Origin of the sequence: Clostridium sp. CAG:265 (assembly GCF_000436575.1) — a bacterium.
Taxonomy (GTDB): Bacteria; Bacillota; Clostridia; order Clostridiales; family Clostridiaceae; genus Clostridium; species Clostridium lentum.
The window spans coordinates 38,683-58,413 of sequence record NZ_FR886633.1 but is presented as its reverse complement, the minus strand read 5'-3'; the positions used below and the strand labels follow the sequence as shown (position 1 = coordinate 58,413).

Genomic DNA, 19,731 nt, shown 5'->3' with positions numbered 1-19,731 from the left:
AAGGCAAATCTTAGTCTGAGGAACACAAACTACATACAAGGTTTACTAAGATTGGACTAGTTTGTGTTACAAAACAAATTTCATAATAATTAAAAATAAAATAATTATTTTCCTCCTAATCCATTGTTAACAAAGAAAACACTTGTATTTGTAAAAAGCAAATGATAAAATTCTTTTAAGTTAAAAAATGTTAATTTTAACATATATAAGCAATTAATTAAATCTGGGGGAGAGGGAATGAGGTTTATAAGTACAAGAGGAAAAAGTGGAAAAGTTTCAGCAGCAGAAGCTATAATTAAAGGGTTAGCTGATGATGGAGGATTATTTGTACCAGAGTATTTTCCAAAGGTTTTTCAAAAGTTAAAAGAGAAAGCAAGTATTTCATATGAAGAGTTATCATTTGAAATAATAAAAGAGTTTTTTGATGATATTCCAGAGGAAGATTTAAAGGAAGCTATTGATGAAGCATATAGAGGTAGATTTGAGATACTGGAAAAAGGGGCATTTTTAGAATTATATCATGGGCCTACATCAGCATTTAAAGATGTAGCACTTTTATTTCTTCCACAAATTATGAAAAAGGCAAAGAAAGTACTTGCCATTAATGATGAAATAACTATATTGACAGCTACATCTGGTGATACTGGCAAAGCGGCATTGGAAGGATTTCATGATGTAGAAGGATTTAAGTGTGTAGTTTACTATCCTAAGAATGGAGTAAGTGCAATTCAAGAAAGGCAAATGAATACACAGGTGGGGAATAATGTTAAGGTTATAGCTATAGAAGGTAATTTTGATGACGCTCAAAGAGGTGTGAAAAATATATTTGCTGATGAAGAGTTAAGGGATAAATTTAAAAATCATGGAATCTTATTGTCGTCAGCAAATTCTATAAATATAGGCAGGTTAGTGCCACAAATAGTTTATTATTTTTATGGATATTTTAAACTTGTTAATAAGCAGAAGATAAAACTTGGAGAAAAGATTAATGTTGCAGTGCCAACAGGTAATTTTGGTAATATATTAGCAGCTTACTACAGTAAGAGAATGGGGTTACCAATTGATAGATTTATTTGTGCATCTAATGAAAATAATGTTTTGTCAGATTTCTTTAAGACAGGAACTTATGATAGAAAAAGGGAATTATTTATAACAGATTCACCATCTATGGACATATTAGTATCATCTAATTTGGAAAGATTGATTTTTGAAGCAGTGTGCAGAGATGGAGAAAAGGTTTCTAATTTGATGCAACAATTAAATAATAATGGAATATATGTTTTAGATGAAATTTCAAAGAAGTTTTTAGTTGACTTCTATGGAAATTATGCAACTAAAGACGAAATTTTTAAAGATATAAATAGGCTTTATCATGAAGAAAAATATTTAATGGATACTCATACTGCTGTTGCTCATACTGTACTAAGAAAATATAAAAATGAAAGTAAGGATTATAAGCAATCTCTTATAATAGCGACAGCAAGTCCTTATAAGTTTCCAAGAAGCATTTGTAGTGCTTTAGGTATTGACGTGAAAAATTATAGTGATTTTCAAGTATTAAATATATTAAATAGCTATACTAAGATACCTATTCCAGAAAATTTAAGAAACCTTGATAGTAAGCCAATACTACACAAAGCTGTTTGTAAGAAAGAAGATATTAAAAAGGAGCTTTTAAGTTTTTTATATGAATGATAGATATTTTAAAGTAATGGTTCCAGCAACCAGTGCTAATATGGGGCCTGGTTTTGATTCATTAGGGATAGCATTTAAGTTGTTCAATGAATATATTTTTGCTGAAATTGAAAGTGGAGTAAAATTTATAGGTTTTCAAAGTGAGTTTGCCAACAAGAATAATATAATATTTAAAGCTATGGAAAAGGTATTTAAAGATTATAATTATGATTATAGTGGTTTAAGGATTGAAATTATCAATTGCAATATACCAGTTTCAAGAGGTTTAGGTTCAAGTTCCAGTTGCATAATTGCAGGAATTATAGGGGCATTTTCAATAATGGGCAAGGATAGTAATAAAAGTGAAGTATTAAAATATGCCGTAGAAATAGAAGGTCATCCTGATAATGTATGTCCAGCTATTTATGGAGGTATGGTCACAGTTGTAATGGAAGATAATGCTCCTATATTTAATAAAATAGATATTAAGGAAGGGGTTAGGTTTGTGGCCCTTATTCCAGAATTTAAATTTTCTACAGAAAAAGCAAGAAGTATTTTACCTAAGGAAATTTCATTGAAAGATGGAGTTTATAACGTTGGAAGAACTGCTTTACTTGTTTCTGCATTTGCAAATGGTAATTATAATTTGTTAAAATATGCAATGAAAGATAAATTTCATCAAGCATATAGAAGCAGATTAATAGAAGGATATGATATGTTAATTAAGGAAAGTATGGAGCTTGGAGCTTTGGGATGCTTTTTAAGTGGAGCAGGTCCAACTATAATGACAGTTGTAGGTAGTGAGGATAAAGCATTTAAAAGCAATATTAAGAAATTTATTGAAGAGAATAACTTAAAATATACTGTTGTTGAACTAAAAATAGACAAAATTGGGGCAACGGTTTTAGAGGTGAATAAAAATGAAGGACGATTATTTAGTAATTGATAAGAAAGTACTATCAGAAATTTTTCAGAAGGTAATTGATACTAAAAAGATTATAGAAAATGGTGATGCAAAAGGAATAACAGAAGCAACTAAGGTAACAGGTATAAGTAGAAGCGTATTTTATAAATATAAGGATTATGTTTTTGAGTTTTCTAAGATGTCTGCTGGCAGAAAAGTTACTTTTAGCATGATGGTAAAACATGAAAAAGGGTTATTATCAACTATTTTAAATGAAATATCTAAGGAAGGTGGAAATATACTAACTATTAATCAAGGAATTCCTATAAATGATGTGGCTAATTTAAGTATAACTATGGATATAAGTAGTATGGAAAAAAACTTTAAGATATTTTTAAATGAAATAAATAATATTAATGGTGTTGATAATGTTGAGCTTATTGCAATAGAATAAAAAATAATGATGAATTGTTAGTTTTTATTAATAATTCATCATTTTTATTTTTATTTGACAAAAGTACATTTTTATAGCAGAATGATTGAAGAATTGAATATAGGTAGTATGTAAATACTAGTAAGAAAGGAGTGAGAAACATGGAGATTTATTTTGATAATAGTGCCACTACAAAGCCTTATGATGAAGTTATAGAGGAAACTTGCCAGGCTATGAGAGAATATTATGGAAATCCATCTTCATTACATAATATAGGTCTTAAATGTGAAAAGAGATTAAATGAGGCAAGAGAGTATTTTGCTTCAACTATAAAAGCTGATAAAGATGATATATACTTTACTTCTGGAGGAAGTGAAGGGAATAATTTTGTATTAAAGGGATTACTTAAACCAGGTCATCATTTAATAACAACAGCTTATGAACATCAATCGGTATTAGATACGTGTAAAATACTTGAAAATAATGGTGTTAAGGTAACATATTTACCTGTGGATAAAGCTGGGAGGATTTCATTAGAAGATTTAGATGAAGCAATAACAAAGGATACAGTATTAGTATCAATAATGCATATCAATAACGAAGTTGGTACAATACAAGATTTAGAAGCTATTGGTAAGATAATTAAATCAAGAAGCTCAAGAGCAAAATTCCATGTGGATGGAGTACAAAGTTATGGGAAATTTCCTGTAGATGTAAAAAAAATGAATATAGATTATTTTACAGCAGCAGCACATAAAATTCATGGACCAAAGGGAACAGGATTTGTTTATATAAAAAAAGGTGCTGGTATAAACTCTTTAATTTCTGGTGGAAGTCAAGAAAGAGGGTTTAGAGCAGGTACTCAGAATTTACCATCTATAATAGGTTTTGAAAAAGCAGCTAAAATGACTTTTGATAAGATTGATGAAAATTATAACAGTGTTTTAGCCATAAAGAAATATATGATTGAAAGGTTGCAGGAAATAAAAGATATAAGAATTAACAGTCCTCTAGAAGATGATTTTTCTCCATATATTTTAAATGTTTCCTTTATAGGAGCAAGAGCGGAAGTATTATTACATTTGTTGGAGGATGCTAAAATATATGTTGCCACAGGATCAGCATGTACATCAAAAAGTAGTGCTGCATCAGGAAGTTATGTAATAAAAGCTTTAGGATTAGACAATAAAGAAGTGGAAAGTGCCATAAGATTTTCATTTGACCACAATAATACAAAGAAAGAAGTAGACAAAGTAATTGAAGTGTTAAAAACTTCGTTAATGTTTTTAAGGAGAGTGCGTAAGTAATGAATCAATTAATTTTAGTAAAATATGCAGCAGAAATATTTTTAAAGGGATTAAATAGAGGGAAATTTGAAAGAAAACTTTTAAATAATATTAAGCAAAAGCTTGAAGGGTTAGATTATGAAATAATAAATGACCAAAACAGATGGTTTATTAAGACTGATAATATTGATGAAGCAGTAGAAAGAGTAAGAAAAGTATTTGGTGTTGCAGAAGTATGCATAGTAACTCAAGTAGAAAGAGATTTAAATATAATAAAAGAAGAATCTTTAAAGAAAATTAATGAAGTTAAGCCAAAGACTTTTAAAGTTGAAACTAATAGAGCAAATAAGAAGTTTACTATGAATTCTTTAGAGGTTTCAAGAGATGTAGGTGGATATATATTACATCACTATGAAGGTGATTTAGATGTGCAAGTTAAGAATCCTGAGTGTGTATTAAATATAGAAATAAGAGAGCATGCGTACATATTTACTAGCGCAGATAAGATAAAAGCAGTTGGAGGACTTCCTTACGGAATAAATGGTAGTACTATGCTTATGTTATCAGGTGGAATAGATTCACCAGTGGCAGGATACTTAATGGCTAAAAGAGGTGTTGAGTTAAATTGTGTATACTATCATAGCCATCCATATACTTCTGAAAGAGCTAAGGATAAAGTTAAAGATTTAGCTAAGATATTAGCTCAGTATACAGAAAGAGTTAATTTATATATAGTACCATTTACAGAAATTCAAATGGCAATAATTGAAGGTTGCAGAGAAGATGAATTAACAATTTTAATGAGAAGATTTATGATGAGATGTGCATGTGCTTTAGCTGAAAAAAATGGGGTACAATCAATATCATCAGGAGAAAGTATTGGGCAAGTTGCCAGTCAAACAATGGAGGGCTTAATAGTAAGTACTGATTGTGCTGACAGACCAGTATTTAGACCATTAATAACAATGGATAAGGGAGATATAATGGATATAGCAAGAGAAATAGGTACATATGAAACGTCTATATTACCATATGAAGATTGTTGTACAATATTTGTACCAAAACATCCAAAAACTAAACCGCAATTAGAAGCTATGAGAAAGTCAGAATCAGTATTAGATGTTGAAGCTTTAGTAAATAAGGCAATAGAAGAAACTGAGTTAGTTGTATTTTAAATTTGAATAAATTTCAAAATTTTCCACAGAAAAAAGTATTTTTTCTGTGGTTTTTTAAATAATTAAATAATATTAAACTTTATGTTTAAATTAGTAGGTATGCAGTATAAAGTAGCGTTAATAATTGACGATAATAATAATAAAATTATTTTTAATTTTATTATTAACAATGAGGGGGATATCTTAGTGAAAAATAAGAAGATAGTTTCGTATACATTGGCAGCAACATTGGCAACATCAATAGTACCTAATGCTGATAGTGAAGTAGTTAGTGCAACTGAAAATAATTCAGTTGAAAATAATGCTGATGAAAATTTAAAGGAAAATGTAGAAGTAGAAATTGAAAATACAGAAAAAATTCAAGATCAAGATGCAGATAAATCTGATGAAAGCACAGATGAAGTGAAAAATGAATCAGATGTAGTTGAAGATAAAATAAAAGATAATACTGAAATAAAAGATAATACTATAGGAGAAAAGTCTTTAGAAGATGATGAAGAGGTTGTTAAATCGGAAGAAATTTCTAAAGCAAAAGAAAAAGAGGAAAAAATAGAAGTTAAAAAAGCAGAAGGTAAAGTTGTAGGAAAATTAGAAGTTGATATGAATTTCCCATTACCACTAGCTGATACTTCAAATTTAGGAATATCTTTAAATCTGAAAAATTCTAATAAAGAATTAATAGGAAAAGTTGATATAAATGATATTTTAAATGGAAATTTAAACTCAGGTGTTACTTATACTGTTGAAAAATTAAATTCTAAAAAGCAACCATTAGAGCAAGGAGATTCAATATATTATATAAGAGTTGTATTTGAAGGTTTAGAAAGAGGAAATTATTCTGTTGATATAGATGGAGAAGGATACATAAATACAACAGTAGATAATATAGATATAGTTGATTATTCTAAGAGAATAAAACTAGGAACATCTATAAATGAGATGATTTCAAATGAAAATTATAATCCAGTATTCTTAGCAGGAGATGTTAATAATGATTTTGTTATAGACATGAAGGATTATAAATTAGTTTTTGATGCTATTGGAAGCAAAGACAGTAAATATGATTTAAATAGAGATGGAAGTGTTGATATAGCAGATTTATCTTATGTTAATTCAAACATTGGAAAAACTAAAGGACAAGTGGAAATAGTAGATTTAGAAAAGATATTAGACCCTGAAAATATTGACATAGACACTAAAGATTTAAAAGGTGCAGAAAATATCAAGGATATATTAACAAGTGCAGATACTGTTGTTAATTTAGAGAGAGCAGATGGAGAAGCACCAAGTGCAGACAAACCTTTAACTATATCTATGGGATTAGATACTACAAAAAATGGAACTCTTAGAACAGCTAATAGCGAAGGCGTTGAAATGGAATCAGTTGTAATAAAAGGTTCTGCAGTTGAAGGTGAAGATGCATCTATTCCATCACAAGGATACATAACTTACACTGATGTTGATGGTAACACAGAAACTGTACCATTCAATGAAGAAAATCTTAAAAGAAGTGGTGCATCAAATGATGTTGTTATTGATTTAGGAAGTCAAGTTGCTGTAAAGCAAATATCTATAAATGTAACAGGAAATAGAGGAAACAAGAAGATTTCTCAAATTGCAAAAATAGAGTTTTTAAATAATGTATATAAAGAAGTTCCAAAGCCAGATATGAATATTCCAACAATAAAATCTTTAGAAACTTCTACTAATCTTCATGATGAAAGAATAACAATATCATGGGAACCACAAGCAAATGTAACTTCATATGAAGTAATGTATCAAAAGCTTAATGAAAGTGGTCAAGTTATAAGCACTAAAAAGTTACAAACAAATAAAACAAATTTAAATATATTAGATAAAGATATAAAACCTTATGATTTATATAGAGTAAGTATTCAATCTTTAAGTGGGGAATGGAGCAGTGGATATTTAACTGAAAAAGATGTACCTACAGCATTTGATGGAAAAGCAGATAATGTAGATGCTGATTTTAATCCAATAGATAGCTATTATAATGGTGATAAGGGAAGTGTATCAGAAATACAAGTTATTCCTTTAAACTCACCTGAACCACCAAGAAATTTAACTACAAATCAAGGATATAAATCTTTTACAGTAAGTTGGGAACAACATTCTCAAGCAAGAGATTTTGATATATATTATAGAAAAATTGGAGATAGCAATAAAAACTGGATAAAGGCTAATGATAATCACAAAGAAGTTATTGAAGGTAGCTCTGATATTACAAATCCAGATAAGAGTAAATTGGTAAGAAGTCATAGTTATACAGTTAATAATCTTGATGATAATGCTACTTATGAAGTAAGAGTTACTGCTACTAACCACTTAGGTACAAGTGAAATGTCTAAGTCATATATAGCAAGTACAACATCAGTTACTCCACCATCAATGCAAGAATACAAGTTAATTAATAGACCAACAAGTGAAAATGAAATAGGAACTACTCATATTGTTGATGTACGTAATAAGAAGGATGAAAATGGATGGAATCAACAAGATGACTACTTACATTATGATTCTAAATATGCATTAGTAGATGGAGATTTTACTACTGAATGGAAGGTTGATAACTGGGATACAGGGGCTAGTTATGGTGCAGATAGAGGTTCAGAAATTACATTTGATGATACATATACAATTGGTAGTATAGGTATTGGTAGAACTCTTCAAAGTGGTCATTATATGGGACTTTATAAAGTAAAGGTTACTTATTGGGATGAAAATGATAATAAAAATGTAGTTTATACAGAATCAATAAATGAAAAATGGTCAAATGGAAACAGTTATTATATGGTTAAATTAAATGAACCTATAAGAGCAAAGAAAATAAAAGTTGACACATCAGGATATGGTGGAAGTACACAAATAATATCAGAGCTTAAGTTCTATGAATATGATACTTTAAGTGATGATATAAAGAATTTATATGAAGATGATTTAAGATTAGTTCTTAAGAAATCTGTTACTCAAGATGTATTAAATGAATTGGCTAAGAGATTAGATACACCAGATCCTATTAGTGGAGAATATCATCCAGATAAGGACGTTTTAAAGAAAGAGTTAGATACAGCTCAAAAGTTATTTGATGATAAGGAAGTTTCAGAAAAAATTACAACTCTTGATGCTAGTATTAGAACTAATAATGAAGGTCCATCTTTAGGAATGGGAAATAGTTATCAATCTTTAGGAAGTGTTGCAAGACCTTCAGTTGATGACAAGGGTACAAGTAAGCAAATTGTAGTATACATGGGGTCAAGTGATCCAAATACTAGAGTTGATATAGTATTTTTACAAAATTATGGGCTTCCAGGTTCGTATATGAGTAAAGTGCAAACAGTATCACCAGGAAGAACAGAAATAACTATACCATCAATCATTTCTGCTGATGTGGAAAAAGGTGGACAAGTTATGGCAAGAGTTACTCAAGGTTCAACAACTGCCAATGTTCAGATACGTTTAAGTGGAGTTACTGAAATTCCTAACTTAAATGTTAACAATATGATAAATGATACTACTAAGGAAAAAGAAGTAAAAGATAAAATAAGAAATTATATATCAGAATTAAAAACATATATGAATGATATAAATACTTTATATCCATCAGAAGTTTCTGATAAAGATAAGATTAATAATGTATATCTTTATGATGAACAAACATCACCTTTAAATACAACTGATATTGAAGGAGATAGATTTACATTAACTTTACCAGCATCAGAAATTCTTAAAGGGATAGAAAGTGGATTAGAAGGTAATACTGAAGCTCAAGTTAATAGAGTATATGATGCACTTTTAGCATGGGAACAAGAAGTAAAAGTTGGTTTTGCTAAAAAAGGTGTATTTGAAGAAGTTCAAGATTTTAATGGTAATGGTGAAATTGATGATGAAGATAGAGCTTACTTTAGAAAGCACAGAGCACCACTTACAAGATTAAATATTAAATATCAAAGAATGATGATGGGAGCAGCAGCTTATGCATCTAATCATCATATAGGTGTAGGATTTAGCTCATCTCAATATATTCAAGGTGTTCCTTATAAATTTGATGAAAATGGAAAGGTTACTAATGCAGATTCTGCTCATTTATATGGTGGATTAATAGGTCATGAAATGGGACATGTTATGGATATTGGTGATAGATTATATCCAGAAACAAGTAATAACTTAATGACTGCTATTACAGGAACTATGTTAAATGAAAATAGTCCTTACTTTGATTCATTTAAAAAGGTATATGAAAAGGTTACTTCTAATACAATAGGTTTATCTACTGATAGAACTGTAGTTTTAAATATGTTATGGCAACCTTATTTAGCATATGAAGATAATATTACTTATGAAATGTTATTTACAGATGTTGATGCTGACTTAACTAATGATTCATATTTTGCTAAATTAAATAGAGCATATAGAGAAATGTCAGAAGAAGAAAGAGTTAATGGTGACAGAGATCAATGGCTAATAAGATTAACTTCTAAAGTTGTTGGTAAAGATTTAACTGATTTCTATGAGGCTCATGGAATAATTGCAAATGAAACAACATTAGCGTATGTTTCTAAGTTCCCTAAGGAAACTAAAAAGATTCAATATATAAATGATGAAGCCAGAAGACAAAGAATAGCAGGAACTGCTGATATGGAAGAGGGTACTACATTAAGTGCATCATTTGCAGATGGAATTACTACAGGTTCTTATGTAGATTCTAAAGAAGTTAAAATTAATTTATCAGTAGATAAAAGTAATGATAGAATTTTAGGGTATGAAATTTATAGAAATGGTGAGCCTTGTGGATTCATAGAAAGAGATAAAGCAAATTCACAAACTGTATATACTGATACTGTTGAAAATATAAATAATAGAGTTGTAGAGTATAAAGCAGTAGCTTATGATTATAACTTAAATCCAACAAATGAAGTTCAATTAGGAACTGTTAAAATACGTCATGAAGGTGGAGTAGATAAGAAAAGTTTAATAATATCTTCTAATACTATAAGTCTTCATGAAGAAAGTAATGATATTCATTCATGTGATGGTAATGAAGATTTAAAACATGCTTTAGATAATGATAAATCTACTGTTTATGAAGGTAGAATGCTTACAAAGGATGAATATAACTCAAGTATTCATACTGCTGAAATGAATCCAAATAATAATCCATATGTAATTTTAGATACTACTGAAATGAAAACTTTAGTAGGTATAAAATATACAGCACCTACAACAAAATCAGGATTTATATTTAAGAGTACATCTATAGCTGACAATGCACTGAAGAAATATAAGATAGAAGTAAGTAAGGATGGAGCAAGTTGGACAACTGTTAAAGAAGGTACTTTAAACTTAGATCCACAAAATCCAACAGAAACAATTTACTTTGATGCAGAAGGTGTTACAGGTGGTAACCAATTAAGTTCATATAATGCTAGATATGTGAAGATAACAGCATTAGATACTAAGAATTTTGCTGCGTCGGAATTAGATTTAATAACACCTCCTGGAGATAATATTGAAATTGGACTTTCTGATGATAATATTACGTATACTAATGGAATTGGTGTATTAAAAAATGATTATGAATATCAAGCAGATAATCCAGATACTAATGAAAATGAAAGAAAATTTATTCCAGCTGGTTCAGTTATAATAACTGGGGAATATAGGGGAAATCCTGCATTTAATGTTCCATTAGTTCTTAATGAAAAAGAACAACATATAGCAGATAAGTATCAATGTATTCTTTTAGCTCAAGTACCTGACAATGGTAATTTGGAAGAAGTAGCAGAAGGAACTTGGATTTATTGGGTAAATCCAGAAGATGCAACTAAATTTAAAGAAGATAATAAGAAAATTTTTGCAGAGTTATATAGAACAGATGCGGCTGATGCTTTAGAAGGTGGACAAAGATTAGTAAGTGATACATTTAAAATTGATGTACCAAAAGAACTTCCTGAAATAACATTATCTGCTTCAAGTAGAAGTGTAAATGAAGTTAAGGCTATTGATATAAAAACTGATATATTAAATGCTATTAAAGAAAATAGATAGTACAAAGGAGTAAATGCATGAAAAAGGTTAATACTAAAACAAAAGTTATAGCTTTATCAACAGCTGCAGTAATGACGACGGCTATTTATTTAAAAAGTGATAATGTAACTAATGCTGAACAATATGCACAGGTATCAGATAATGCTATAGAACTTAATGTAGATAAACAAAATAAAGATACAATTAAATTATCATTAAGTAATTTTTCAGATTTAGCAAAATCTTTACAATTAAGTGTTAAGATTGAAGGAAATGCTATTTTTACTGATGATTCTATAAAGTGGTTAGTTAAGTCACAAAATGATGATTTAAAAACAGATGTTAAAATAAGTGCTGATAAAAAGCAAATGGATATATTTATATTATCAAATTCTAATATAGAAATTGATGGTGGATTATTAGAAATTTGTGAAATTAATGTTGCTAAGGAAAATAAAAATAGTACAGAAGGATATACTGTTGTACCAAATGTAAATTCGGAAGGTATTGCATATAACTATATTATTGATGGAACTAACAAACAGGTTAAGGGTTCAGATATAGTAAATAGTAGTAAAGATAAATTAACAGTAAATACAGCACCAGTAATTTCATTAGTAGAATCACCTAAAATTGTTGAAGGAAATATAATTATAAAAACAGGTGATGTTTTTAAGCCTTTAGAGTATGTTAAAGCAACAGATGATGAAGATGGTGAAGAGGTTAATATAACTGCAAATAGTTTAAATGTTAATAATAAAAAACCTGGAAGTTATAAAGTTACTTATACTGCAACTGATAAAGAAGGAGAATCTACTAATTTAGATGTAAATGTAATAGTAGAAGAAGTTCAGCAGTCTGTTAGCAATCCAGTTATGAATATAACAAATAAAAATATTCAAATAAGACAAGGTGATAAGTTTGATCCTTTAGCTGGTGTTACTGCAACAGATTATCAAGGAAGAAAGTTAACTGTTAATGTTACAGGAAGTTATGATGTAGAAGTAGTAGGAAGTTATGTATTAACATATACAGTTACTGATACATATGGTAACACAATTACAGATACTGCCACATTAGAGGTAGTTAAACAAGATGCACCTGTAATTAATGGTGTCAAGAGTAACATCGAAATAAAGGTTGGTGAAAATTTTGATCTGCTTGATGGAGTTACTGCTACAGATTTTACAGGGGCTTTAATAAAGGTTCAAGTATCTGAAGACTATGATATAAGTGTACCAGGTGAATATACAATAACATATAAAGCTATTGATAAGTATGGAAATGAATCAGAAGTAAAAGCTATTTTAAAGGTAGTTGAAAAACCAAATAATAACCAAAAACCTGATGATAGTGGAAATAAACCAGATAATGGAGGAAACAATCCAGGAGATGGTGTAAATAAACCAGACAATGGAGGAAGCAATCCAGGAGATGGTGTAAATAAACCAAACAATGGAGGAAGCAATCCAGGAGATAGTGTAAATAAACCAGATAATGGAGGAAGTAATCCAGGAAACAATATAAATAGTTCTAGCAATGGGACAAACACAGGACAAAATACTGGTAATGTAAATAGTGGTGATTCTAAGAATGAAAATGTTATTAGTGAAAATAATAACTCTACAACAAATAGTTCTAAGATACCTACTACAGGAGCAGCAGTTGGTAGTGGAATAATAGTTTCTATTGGATCTGTTATAGCTTTAATAGGTGCATACTTATTTAAGAAAAATAGATAATAAAAAAAGTGCTTAAGTGTTTCATTGCTTAGGCACTTTTTATTATTAATTATAAAAAATGATGGAACTGTGGTAGATAGAATAAATTCTAATATTCTAAAAATTCAATATTAGAACAAGCTGTTCAAGAAATGCTTTCACAAACTAAAAGTGGAGTTGAAACTGTTAAGAATTTGCTAACAACTTAATTTAATTCTAAAACTTTGTATTTATTGACATAAAAACATTTAGTGTTTATAATGATAATTATTATCAATTAAAATATAATTATAAATAATATATATGAGGTAAATATGAAAAATATTTTAGAAATAAATGGGTTAAAGGCAGAAGTAGCTACTAAAGTACAAGGATTTATAAATATTTTAGATACGGATAGAAAAATACCAGTAACTCTTATTAATGGAGCAAAGGAAGGAAAGAGCCTTCTTATTACAGCTGGAGTTCATGGAGGAGAATATCCATGTATAAAGGCTGCCATAGAAATAGCTAAAGAAATAAATCCAGCAGATGTTTGTGGAAATATAATAATTGTACATCCAGTAAATGTTGAGGCATTTTTTAAAAGAACTCCAGCAGTTGTTCCAGAAGATAATAAGAATTTAAATAGTATATTCCCAGGAAAAAAAGATGGAACAATAGCAGAAAAAATAGCTTATATTATAGTTAATGAAATGCAAAGTAAAGCAGATTTCCATTTAGATATTCATGGAGGAGATTTAAATGAAGCATTAACTCCACATTTATATTATGCAGGAAAGGCAGAATTGAAAATTATTAATAAAATTAAAGAGGTGGCTGCTGTGCTAGACGTTAAATATATGGTTAAGTCTAACTCTACCACAGGAGTTCATAGCTATGGTTCTATTAGTGGAACTCCAAGTATGCTTTTAGAGCGTGGAGGAATGGGGTTATGTCTTACAGAAGATGTTAAAGCATATAAGAAAGATTTATATAGTGTTTTAAATAAAATGGAGATATTGGTAACGGAAGAAACTATTAAAGAGGAAATTCCTATAGATATTACAGAAGCAAATTATCTAGAAGCTTTAAATGAAGGGTGTTGGACTAGCTTTGTGGAGGCTGGAGAATTAATTTCTAAAGGACAGGTATTAGGAGAAGTTACAGACTTTTTTGGCAATTTAGTAGATAGATATTACGCAGAATTTAATGGTGTTGTAATGTATCATACAGTAGCGTTAGCAGTTGCAAAGGATAGCCCTTTAGTGGCTTATGGTAAGCTTGAGTAAAAGAAATCATACATGTTATGGCATGTATGATTTTTTTTAATAATTAATAATAATGTTGACACAATAGGAGATAAGATATAAAATTTATAAAGGTAAATGCAAATCATTTGCATTATGAAATGGAGATTAATTTATGAAATTATTAAAATATATCTTTAAGAGAGTTGTAGGAGTAATACCCATTTTGATAATAATATCATTTGTATCATTTGGGCTTATGAATTTAGCACCAGGAGATCCGGCAGAAGCAATACTGACTTCTCAGGGAGCTGTTGTAACATCAGAAGTTTTAGAAAGCACTAGGGTAGAGATGGGATTAGACAAACCTTTTTTAGTACAATATCTAAATTGGATGAAAAATTGCTTAAAAGGAGATTTTGGCATTTCCTATTCTACAGGGGTATCGGTAAAGGAAGAGTTATTTAAGCATTTACCATATACTATAACACTTACAGCCACAGCTATGGCTATAACTATACTTGTTTCGATTCCCATTGGAATAATAGCAGCAATTAATAAAGATAAATATATAGATTATATAATAAGGACAATCAGCTTTATAGGCAATTCTATTCCAGGATTCTTTTTAGCATTGATATTATTATTAGTCTTTTCTTTAAAATTAAGATGGTTTCCTATATTAAGTGAAAGTGGTATTAAGAGTATAATTTTACCTTCTATAACTTTAGCAATACCTATGATAAGTAAGTATATACGTCAGATAAGAGTAGTTGTTATTGAGGAATTAGAAAAGGATTATGTAAGGGGAGCTAGGTCTAGAGGAATAAGTGAAGCAGGAATACTCTATTTTAATGTACTTAAAAATATAATGATAACAATAATAACGTTAGTAGGATTATCTATAGGTTCATTAATGGGAGGAAGTGCTGTAATTGAGGCTATATTTGTTTGGCCTGGAATTGGAAGCTTAGCATTAAATGCTATATTCAATAGAGATTATCCTGTTATTCAAGGATATGTTCTTTGGATGGCAATAATTTTTGTGCTGATAAATTTAATAACAGATTTGCTATATAAGTTTATTGACCCAAGAATTGAAGCATAGTGAGGGGATAAATATGAGTACAAAAGATAGAAGAAAGAATAAATTTTTAATGATTTTAATATTGATAGTAATAATCTTGGGTATAAGCTTGTTAGCACCATATATAGCACCTAATGATCCGTATAAAATAGATTTACAAAATACATTAAAGGCACCAAGTAGAGAATTCTTTTTAGGCACTGATGCTTTAGGTAGATGTGTATTTTCTAGAATGATATATGGTGCATCTAGAACTATTTTTTCATCACTTATTTTAGTTTCACTAATGTTTGTATTTGGAAGCTTTATAGGAATTATTAGTGGATATATAGGTGGATTATTTGACAATATAGTAATGAGAATTGTTGATGTATTTTTAGCATTTCCTAGTTTGGTGTTGGCCATTGCTGTTGCAGGAGTTTTAGGTGGTGGTATGATTAATGCTATGATAGCCATAGGGGTTATCGGTTGGACTAAGTATGCTAGGTTAGCTAGAGGTGAAGTATTGGAGATAAAGGAAGAAACATTTATAAAAGCTGCTAGGTTAAGTGGTAATAGTTCTATGTATATTGTTTTTAAGCATATTATGCCAAGAGTTTTAAGTACTCTTATAGTTACAGCATCTTTAGATATTGGAACTACTATCATGGAAATGGCAGCGCTTTCTTTCCTAGGATTAAGTTCACCACTACCTATACCGGAATGGGGAGCAATGATGAATGAAGGAAAAAGTATGATTCAATTTGCACCATGGATAACCATAGCACCAGGTATAGCAATTTTTATTATTGTCATATTATTTAATCTTCTAGGTGATGTAGTACATGATATGCTAGATCCTAAGCAAAAAGAATATTAATAAGGAGTTAACTGGTGAAGAAAAGAAAAATAAACATAATGGCTTTAGGAATTTTAACATGTTTTCTTATATTAACGGGCTGTGGCAAAAGTAATGATGATACTGTTTGGAAAAGCAAGGAAGAATTAGTATTTGGAACAACAATCAGTACTAAAAGTTTAGATCCAGCACAAGGATATAGTGGATGGTTTACTGTAAGGTATGGAGTGGCAGAAACGCTTTTTAAATTAGATGATGCTATGGAACCAATTCCATGGCTAGCACAAGGATATGAAGCATTAAATACTACAACATGGCGTATAGAGATTAAAGAAAATATATATTTTCAAAATGGAGTAGAGATGACAGCAAAAAAAGTGAAAGAGTCATTAGACAGAGTAATTGAATTAAATAGTAGAGCTAAATCTACTTTAAAAATAAAAAATATTGAAGTAGATGGAAAATATTTAATTTTTAATATGGAAGAGGAAAATCCTACTTTAATAAATGATTTGTGTGATCCTTTTGCAGCAATTATTGATGTGAATGGTACAGAAACTCCTGATAGTAATCCAGTAGGTACAGGTCCTTTCATAGTAGAAAAGTTTACTACTATCAGCTCAAGTTATTTAACTAGAAATAATAATTATTGGGATGGTGATGTAAAGCTAAGCAATTTAAAGATTATTCCTATTAGTGATAGTGACACATTAGCCATGGCACTACAATCTGGAGAAATTGATATTGCTCAGGGAATATCTACATCACTTATGGCTTTGTTAAAGGAAAATGACGATTATAAGTTAAGTAGTATAGATACCTCAAGAGCAATATTAATGTATTTTAATGAAAATAACAGCAATTTAAATAATAAAAATGTGAGAAAAGCAATTAATATGCTTATAAATAAAGAAGAGTATGCAAAGGGACTTTTAAATGGTAATGCAACAGCAGCAGTAGGACCATTTCCAAAGAACACTACATATGGTTCTAATGTAACTGATAATTCAAGTTATAATAAAGAAGAAGCAATAAGAATATTTACAAAAGAAGGGTATAGCGATACCAATGGTGATGGAATTTTAGATAAGGATGGAGAAAATTTAACTTTAAAATTAATTACATATTCAGCAAGAGCTGAGTTGCCAACAATAGCCCAGGCACTTCAAGCAGATTTAAAAGAGGTTGGTATAGAAGTATCCATTGAAATATCTGAAAATATTTCAGATATATTATCTAAGGGAAGCTTTGATTTATGTTTATATTCCAATGTAACATCATCTACTGGAGAGCCTTTATCTTATTTAAATAATGCCATGAGAAGTAATGGAGAATTAAATTATGGTAATTATAGTAATATGGAAGTAGATATGCTTTTAGATAAAATGCAGTTAGAATTTGATATAGAAGAAAGAAATAATTTAGCAGAAGAAATAGTTCAAAAGGTTTTAGATGATGATGGTTATAATTTTATAGCACATCTTAAGGTTAGTTTCTTGATGAAAAATAATGTAGTGGGATTTAAGGCGCATCCTACAGATTATTATCAATTTAATAAAGATACATATATTCAGTAGGTGAAGCGATGAAAGAGATATTAAAAGTTAAAGATTTATCTGTTAATAATAATAGCGTAAAAATATTAAAGAATATATCTTTTAATATAAAAAAAGGTGAGATATTAGGCATAGTTGGAGAAAGTGGTTGTGGAAAAAGTACGCTCATTAGAGCTTTGATTCAAATGATGAATAAATCAGAGGAAATAATTAGTGGTGAAATATTATTTAATGAAAGGAATCTTTTATCATTAGATAATAAGCAGATAAGAAAATTAAGAGGAAATAATCTGGCAGTAATTTTTCAAAATCCAGGAGCAACATTAAATCCTATTAGAAAAATAGGTAAACAATTTGTACAAACTATGCAAAGTCATATTAATATAAATAAAAATGAAGCTTTAGAAAAAGCTGCAAATATGCTTGAGAAGGTTAATTTAAAGGATAGCAAATGTATATTAAACAGCTATCCTTTTGAACTAAGTGGAGGTATGAAGCAAAGAGTTACCATAGCTTTGGCCATGATTTTAGAGCCAGAAATATTAATAGCTGATGAGCCCACCAGTGCATTAGACGTTACGGTACAGGCACAGGTAGTAAAGGAAATGATGTCACTTAGAGATAATTTTCAGACAAGCATAATAATAGTTACTCATAGTATGAGTGTTATATCACAAATGGTAGATAAAGTAGCAGTTATGTATAGTGGAAATATCGTGGAGTATGGAGATAAAGAAGATATACTTAGAAATCCTAAACATCCTTACACTAAGGCTTTAATAGATGCAGTTCCTAAGATGGATGGAACTATACCAAAAGGTATAAAGGGAAATCCACCATTATTTACAGAAAATATAACTGGTTGTAGTTTTGCACCAAGGTGTGAAAAATGTAATGAAGTATGTATAAAAAATCAGCAATATTTGAAGAAGATGCATGATGGAAGATACATAGCTTGTGATTATGTAGAAGGTGTGGAGAAAAAATATGGATAAAATAATTTTACAATGCAATAATTTAAGAAAGACATATAAAAAGAAAAATCATTTACATGTTGCTTGTGATGATATAAATCTGTATATAAAGCAAGGTGAGTGTTTAGGGGTAGTTGGAGAAAGTGGTAGTGGAAAAAGCACTTTAGCTAATATCATTATGAAGCTGGAAAAAGCAGATAGTGGAACAGTAATATTAAATGATAAAGATATTACTAACGTAAAAAGAAATGAATTAAAAGAAGTTTATAAGGAAATTCAAATGGTATTTCAAGATGCCATTGGCTCATTTAATCCAAGGCTAACCATTGAAGAATCTATTATGGAGTATGTTTGTAATTTATGTTCTACAACGGAAGAAGAAAAAAAGCATAAGGTAGATAATCTTTTGCAGATGGTAGGTTTGCCAAAGGAGTATAAAGATAGATATCCTCATGAATTAAGTGGAGGGCAATGTCAGAGGGCAGCTATTGCAAGAGCATTATCAGCCCATCCTAAGATTTTAGTTTGTGATGAAGCTACCAGTGCTTTAGATGTATCAGTTCAAGCACAAGTAGTTGAATTACTAAAAGAAATGCAAGAAAAAATGAATATTTCATACTTATTTATTACTCATGATTTAGCATTAGTAAGTAGTTTTTGTGATAGAGTAGCAGTTATGAAAAATGGAAAAGTAGTAGAAGTTGGAGAAGCAAAGGAGGTTATTAATAATCCTCAACATGAATATACCAAGTTATTAATTCAATCAGCTTATCTTTAATAAGTAAAGTCATCAGTCTGTAAAAAAGATA

The 19,731-nt window shown here is 29.5% G+C and carries 13 protein-coding genes; all 13 read left to right on the top strand.

Features of this window, described 5'->3' with window-relative positions; genetic code table 11:
- Positions 1-237 precede the first annotated feature (237 nt).
- The 13 genes from thrC to Q5O29_RS09310 all read left to right on the top strand — a co-directional run bounded on the left by thrC (position 238) and on the right by Q5O29_RS09310 (position 19,700).
- Positions 238-1,695 (top strand): threonine synthase, encoded by a 1,458-nt coding sequence (gene thrC / locus Q5O29_RS09370; protein WP_022212694.1) that lies wholly within the window; start codon positions 238-240, stop codon positions 1,693-1,695.
- Complete coding sequence (gene thrB, locus Q5O29_RS09365; protein WP_022212693.1) at positions 1,688-2,620, top strand: homoserine kinase; 933 nt, start codon at positions 1,688-1,690, stop codon at positions 2,618-2,620. The genes thrC and thrB overlap by 8 nt, the downstream gene beginning before the upstream one ends.
- The gene (locus Q5O29_RS09360; RefSeq protein WP_022212692.1) at positions 2,595-3,032 is read left to right on the top strand and encodes an ACT domain-containing protein; all 438 of its coding nucleotides are present in this window, start codon (positions 2,595-2,597) and stop codon (positions 3,030-3,032) included. The genes thrB and Q5O29_RS09360 overlap by 26 nt, the downstream gene beginning before the upstream one ends.
- A gap of 140 nt (positions 3,033-3,172) precedes the next feature.
- Positions 3,173-4,318 carry a cysteine desulfurase family protein gene (locus tag Q5O29_RS09355; RefSeq protein ID WP_022212691.1) on the top strand — a complete coding sequence of 382 codons (1,146 nt, stop codon included), beginning with the start codon at positions 3,173-3,175 and terminating at the stop codon, positions 4,316-4,318.
- Positions 4,318-5,472, top strand: coding sequence for a tRNA uracil 4-sulfurtransferase ThiI (thiI, locus tag Q5O29_RS09350; RefSeq protein WP_022212690.1), 1,155 nt, complete (start codon positions 4,318-4,320; stop codon positions 5,470-5,472). Before Q5O29_RS09355 ends, thiI begins: the two co-directional genes overlap by 1 nt.
- A gap of 186 nt (positions 5,473-5,658) precedes the next feature.
- A complete protein-coding gene (locus tag Q5O29_RS09345) occupies positions 5,659-11,538 on the top strand; it encodes a M60 family metallopeptidase (RefSeq protein WP_302632048.1) in 5,880 nt (1,959 codons plus the stop codon).
- A gap of 17 nt (positions 11,539-11,555) precedes the next feature.
- Positions 11,556-13,259 carry an immunoglobulin-like domain-containing protein gene (locus Q5O29_RS09340; protein WP_022212688.1) on the top strand — a complete coding sequence of 568 codons (1,704 nt, stop codon included), beginning with the start codon at positions 11,556-11,558 and terminating at the stop codon, positions 13,257-13,259.
- Positions 13,260-13,552: 293 nt separating this feature from the next.
- Positions 13,553-14,509 carry a M14 family metallopeptidase gene (locus Q5O29_RS09335; protein WP_022212687.1) on the top strand — a complete coding sequence of 319 codons (957 nt, stop codon included), beginning with the start codon at positions 13,553-13,555 and terminating at the stop codon, positions 14,507-14,509.
- A gap of 133 nt (positions 14,510-14,642) precedes the next feature.
- A complete protein-coding gene (nikB, locus tag Q5O29_RS09330; RefSeq protein WP_022212686.1) occupies positions 14,643-15,575 on the top strand; it encodes a nickel ABC transporter permease in 933 nt (310 codons plus the stop codon).
- A 13-nt stretch (positions 15,576-15,588) separates the two neighbouring features.
- The gene (nikC, locus tag Q5O29_RS09325) at positions 15,589-16,413 is read left to right on the top strand and encodes a nickel transporter permease (RefSeq protein ID WP_022212685.1); all 825 of its coding nucleotides are present in this window, start codon (positions 15,589-15,591) and stop codon (positions 16,411-16,413) included.
- 14 nt (positions 16,414-16,427) lie between these two features.
- Positions 16,428-17,969, top strand: a complete 1,542-nt coding sequence (locus Q5O29_RS09320) for an ABC transporter substrate-binding protein (RefSeq protein WP_022212684.1) — start codon at positions 16,428-16,430, stop codon at positions 17,967-17,969.
- Positions 17,970-17,977: 8 nt separating this feature from the next.
- A complete protein-coding gene (locus Q5O29_RS09315; protein ID WP_022212683.1) occupies positions 17,978-18,943 on the top strand; it encodes an ABC transporter ATP-binding protein in 966 nt (321 codons plus the stop codon).
- Positions 18,936-19,700, top strand: a complete 765-nt coding sequence (locus Q5O29_RS09310) for an ABC transporter ATP-binding protein (protein WP_022212682.1) — start codon at positions 18,936-18,938, stop codon at positions 19,698-19,700. The genes Q5O29_RS09315 and Q5O29_RS09310 overlap by 8 nt, the downstream gene beginning before the upstream one ends.
- The last annotated feature ends 31 nt before the right edge of the window (positions 19,701-19,731 follow it).

Excerpts from the sequence above, each read along its gene's own strand:
- nikB (WP_022212686.1), top strand. The coding sequence starts at position 14,643 with ATGAAATTATTAAAATATATCTTTAAGAGAGTTGTAGGAGTAATACCC.
- Q5O29_RS09315 (WP_022212683.1), top strand. The coding sequence starts at position 17,978 with ATGAAAGAGATATTAAAAGTTAAAGATTTATCTGTTAATAATAATAGC.
- thrB (WP_022212693.1), top strand. The coding sequence starts at position 1,688 with ATGAATGATAGATATTTTAAAGTAATGGTTCCAGCAACCAGTGCTAAT.
- thrC (WP_022212694.1), top strand. The coding sequence starts at position 238 with ATGAGGTTTATAAGTACAAGAGGAAAAAGTGGAAAAGTTTCAGCAGCA.
- thiI (WP_022212690.1), top strand. The coding sequence starts at position 4,318 with ATGAATCAATTAATTTTAGTAAAATATGCAGCAGAAATATTTTTAAAG.
- Q5O29_RS09310 (WP_022212682.1), top strand. The coding sequence starts at position 18,936 with ATGGATAAAATAATTTTACAATGCAATAATTTAAGAAAGACATATAAA.
- nikC (WP_022212685.1), top strand. The coding sequence starts at position 15,589 with ATGAGTACAAAAGATAGAAGAAAGAATAAATTTTTAATGATTTTAATA.
- Q5O29_RS09340 (WP_022212688.1), top strand. The coding sequence starts at position 11,556 with ATGAAAAAGGTTAATACTAAAACAAAAGTTATAGCTTTATCAACAGCT.
- Q5O29_RS09335 (WP_022212687.1), top strand. The coding sequence starts at position 13,553 with ATGAAAAATATTTTAGAAATAAATGGGTTAAAGGCAGAAGTAGCTACT.
- Q5O29_RS09355 (WP_022212691.1), top strand. The coding sequence starts at position 3,173 with ATGGAGATTTATTTTGATAATAGTGCCACTACAAAGCCTTATGATGAA.
- Q5O29_RS09360 (WP_022212692.1), top strand. The coding sequence starts at position 2,595 with ATGAAGGACGATTATTTAGTAATTGATAAGAAAGTACTATCAGAAATT.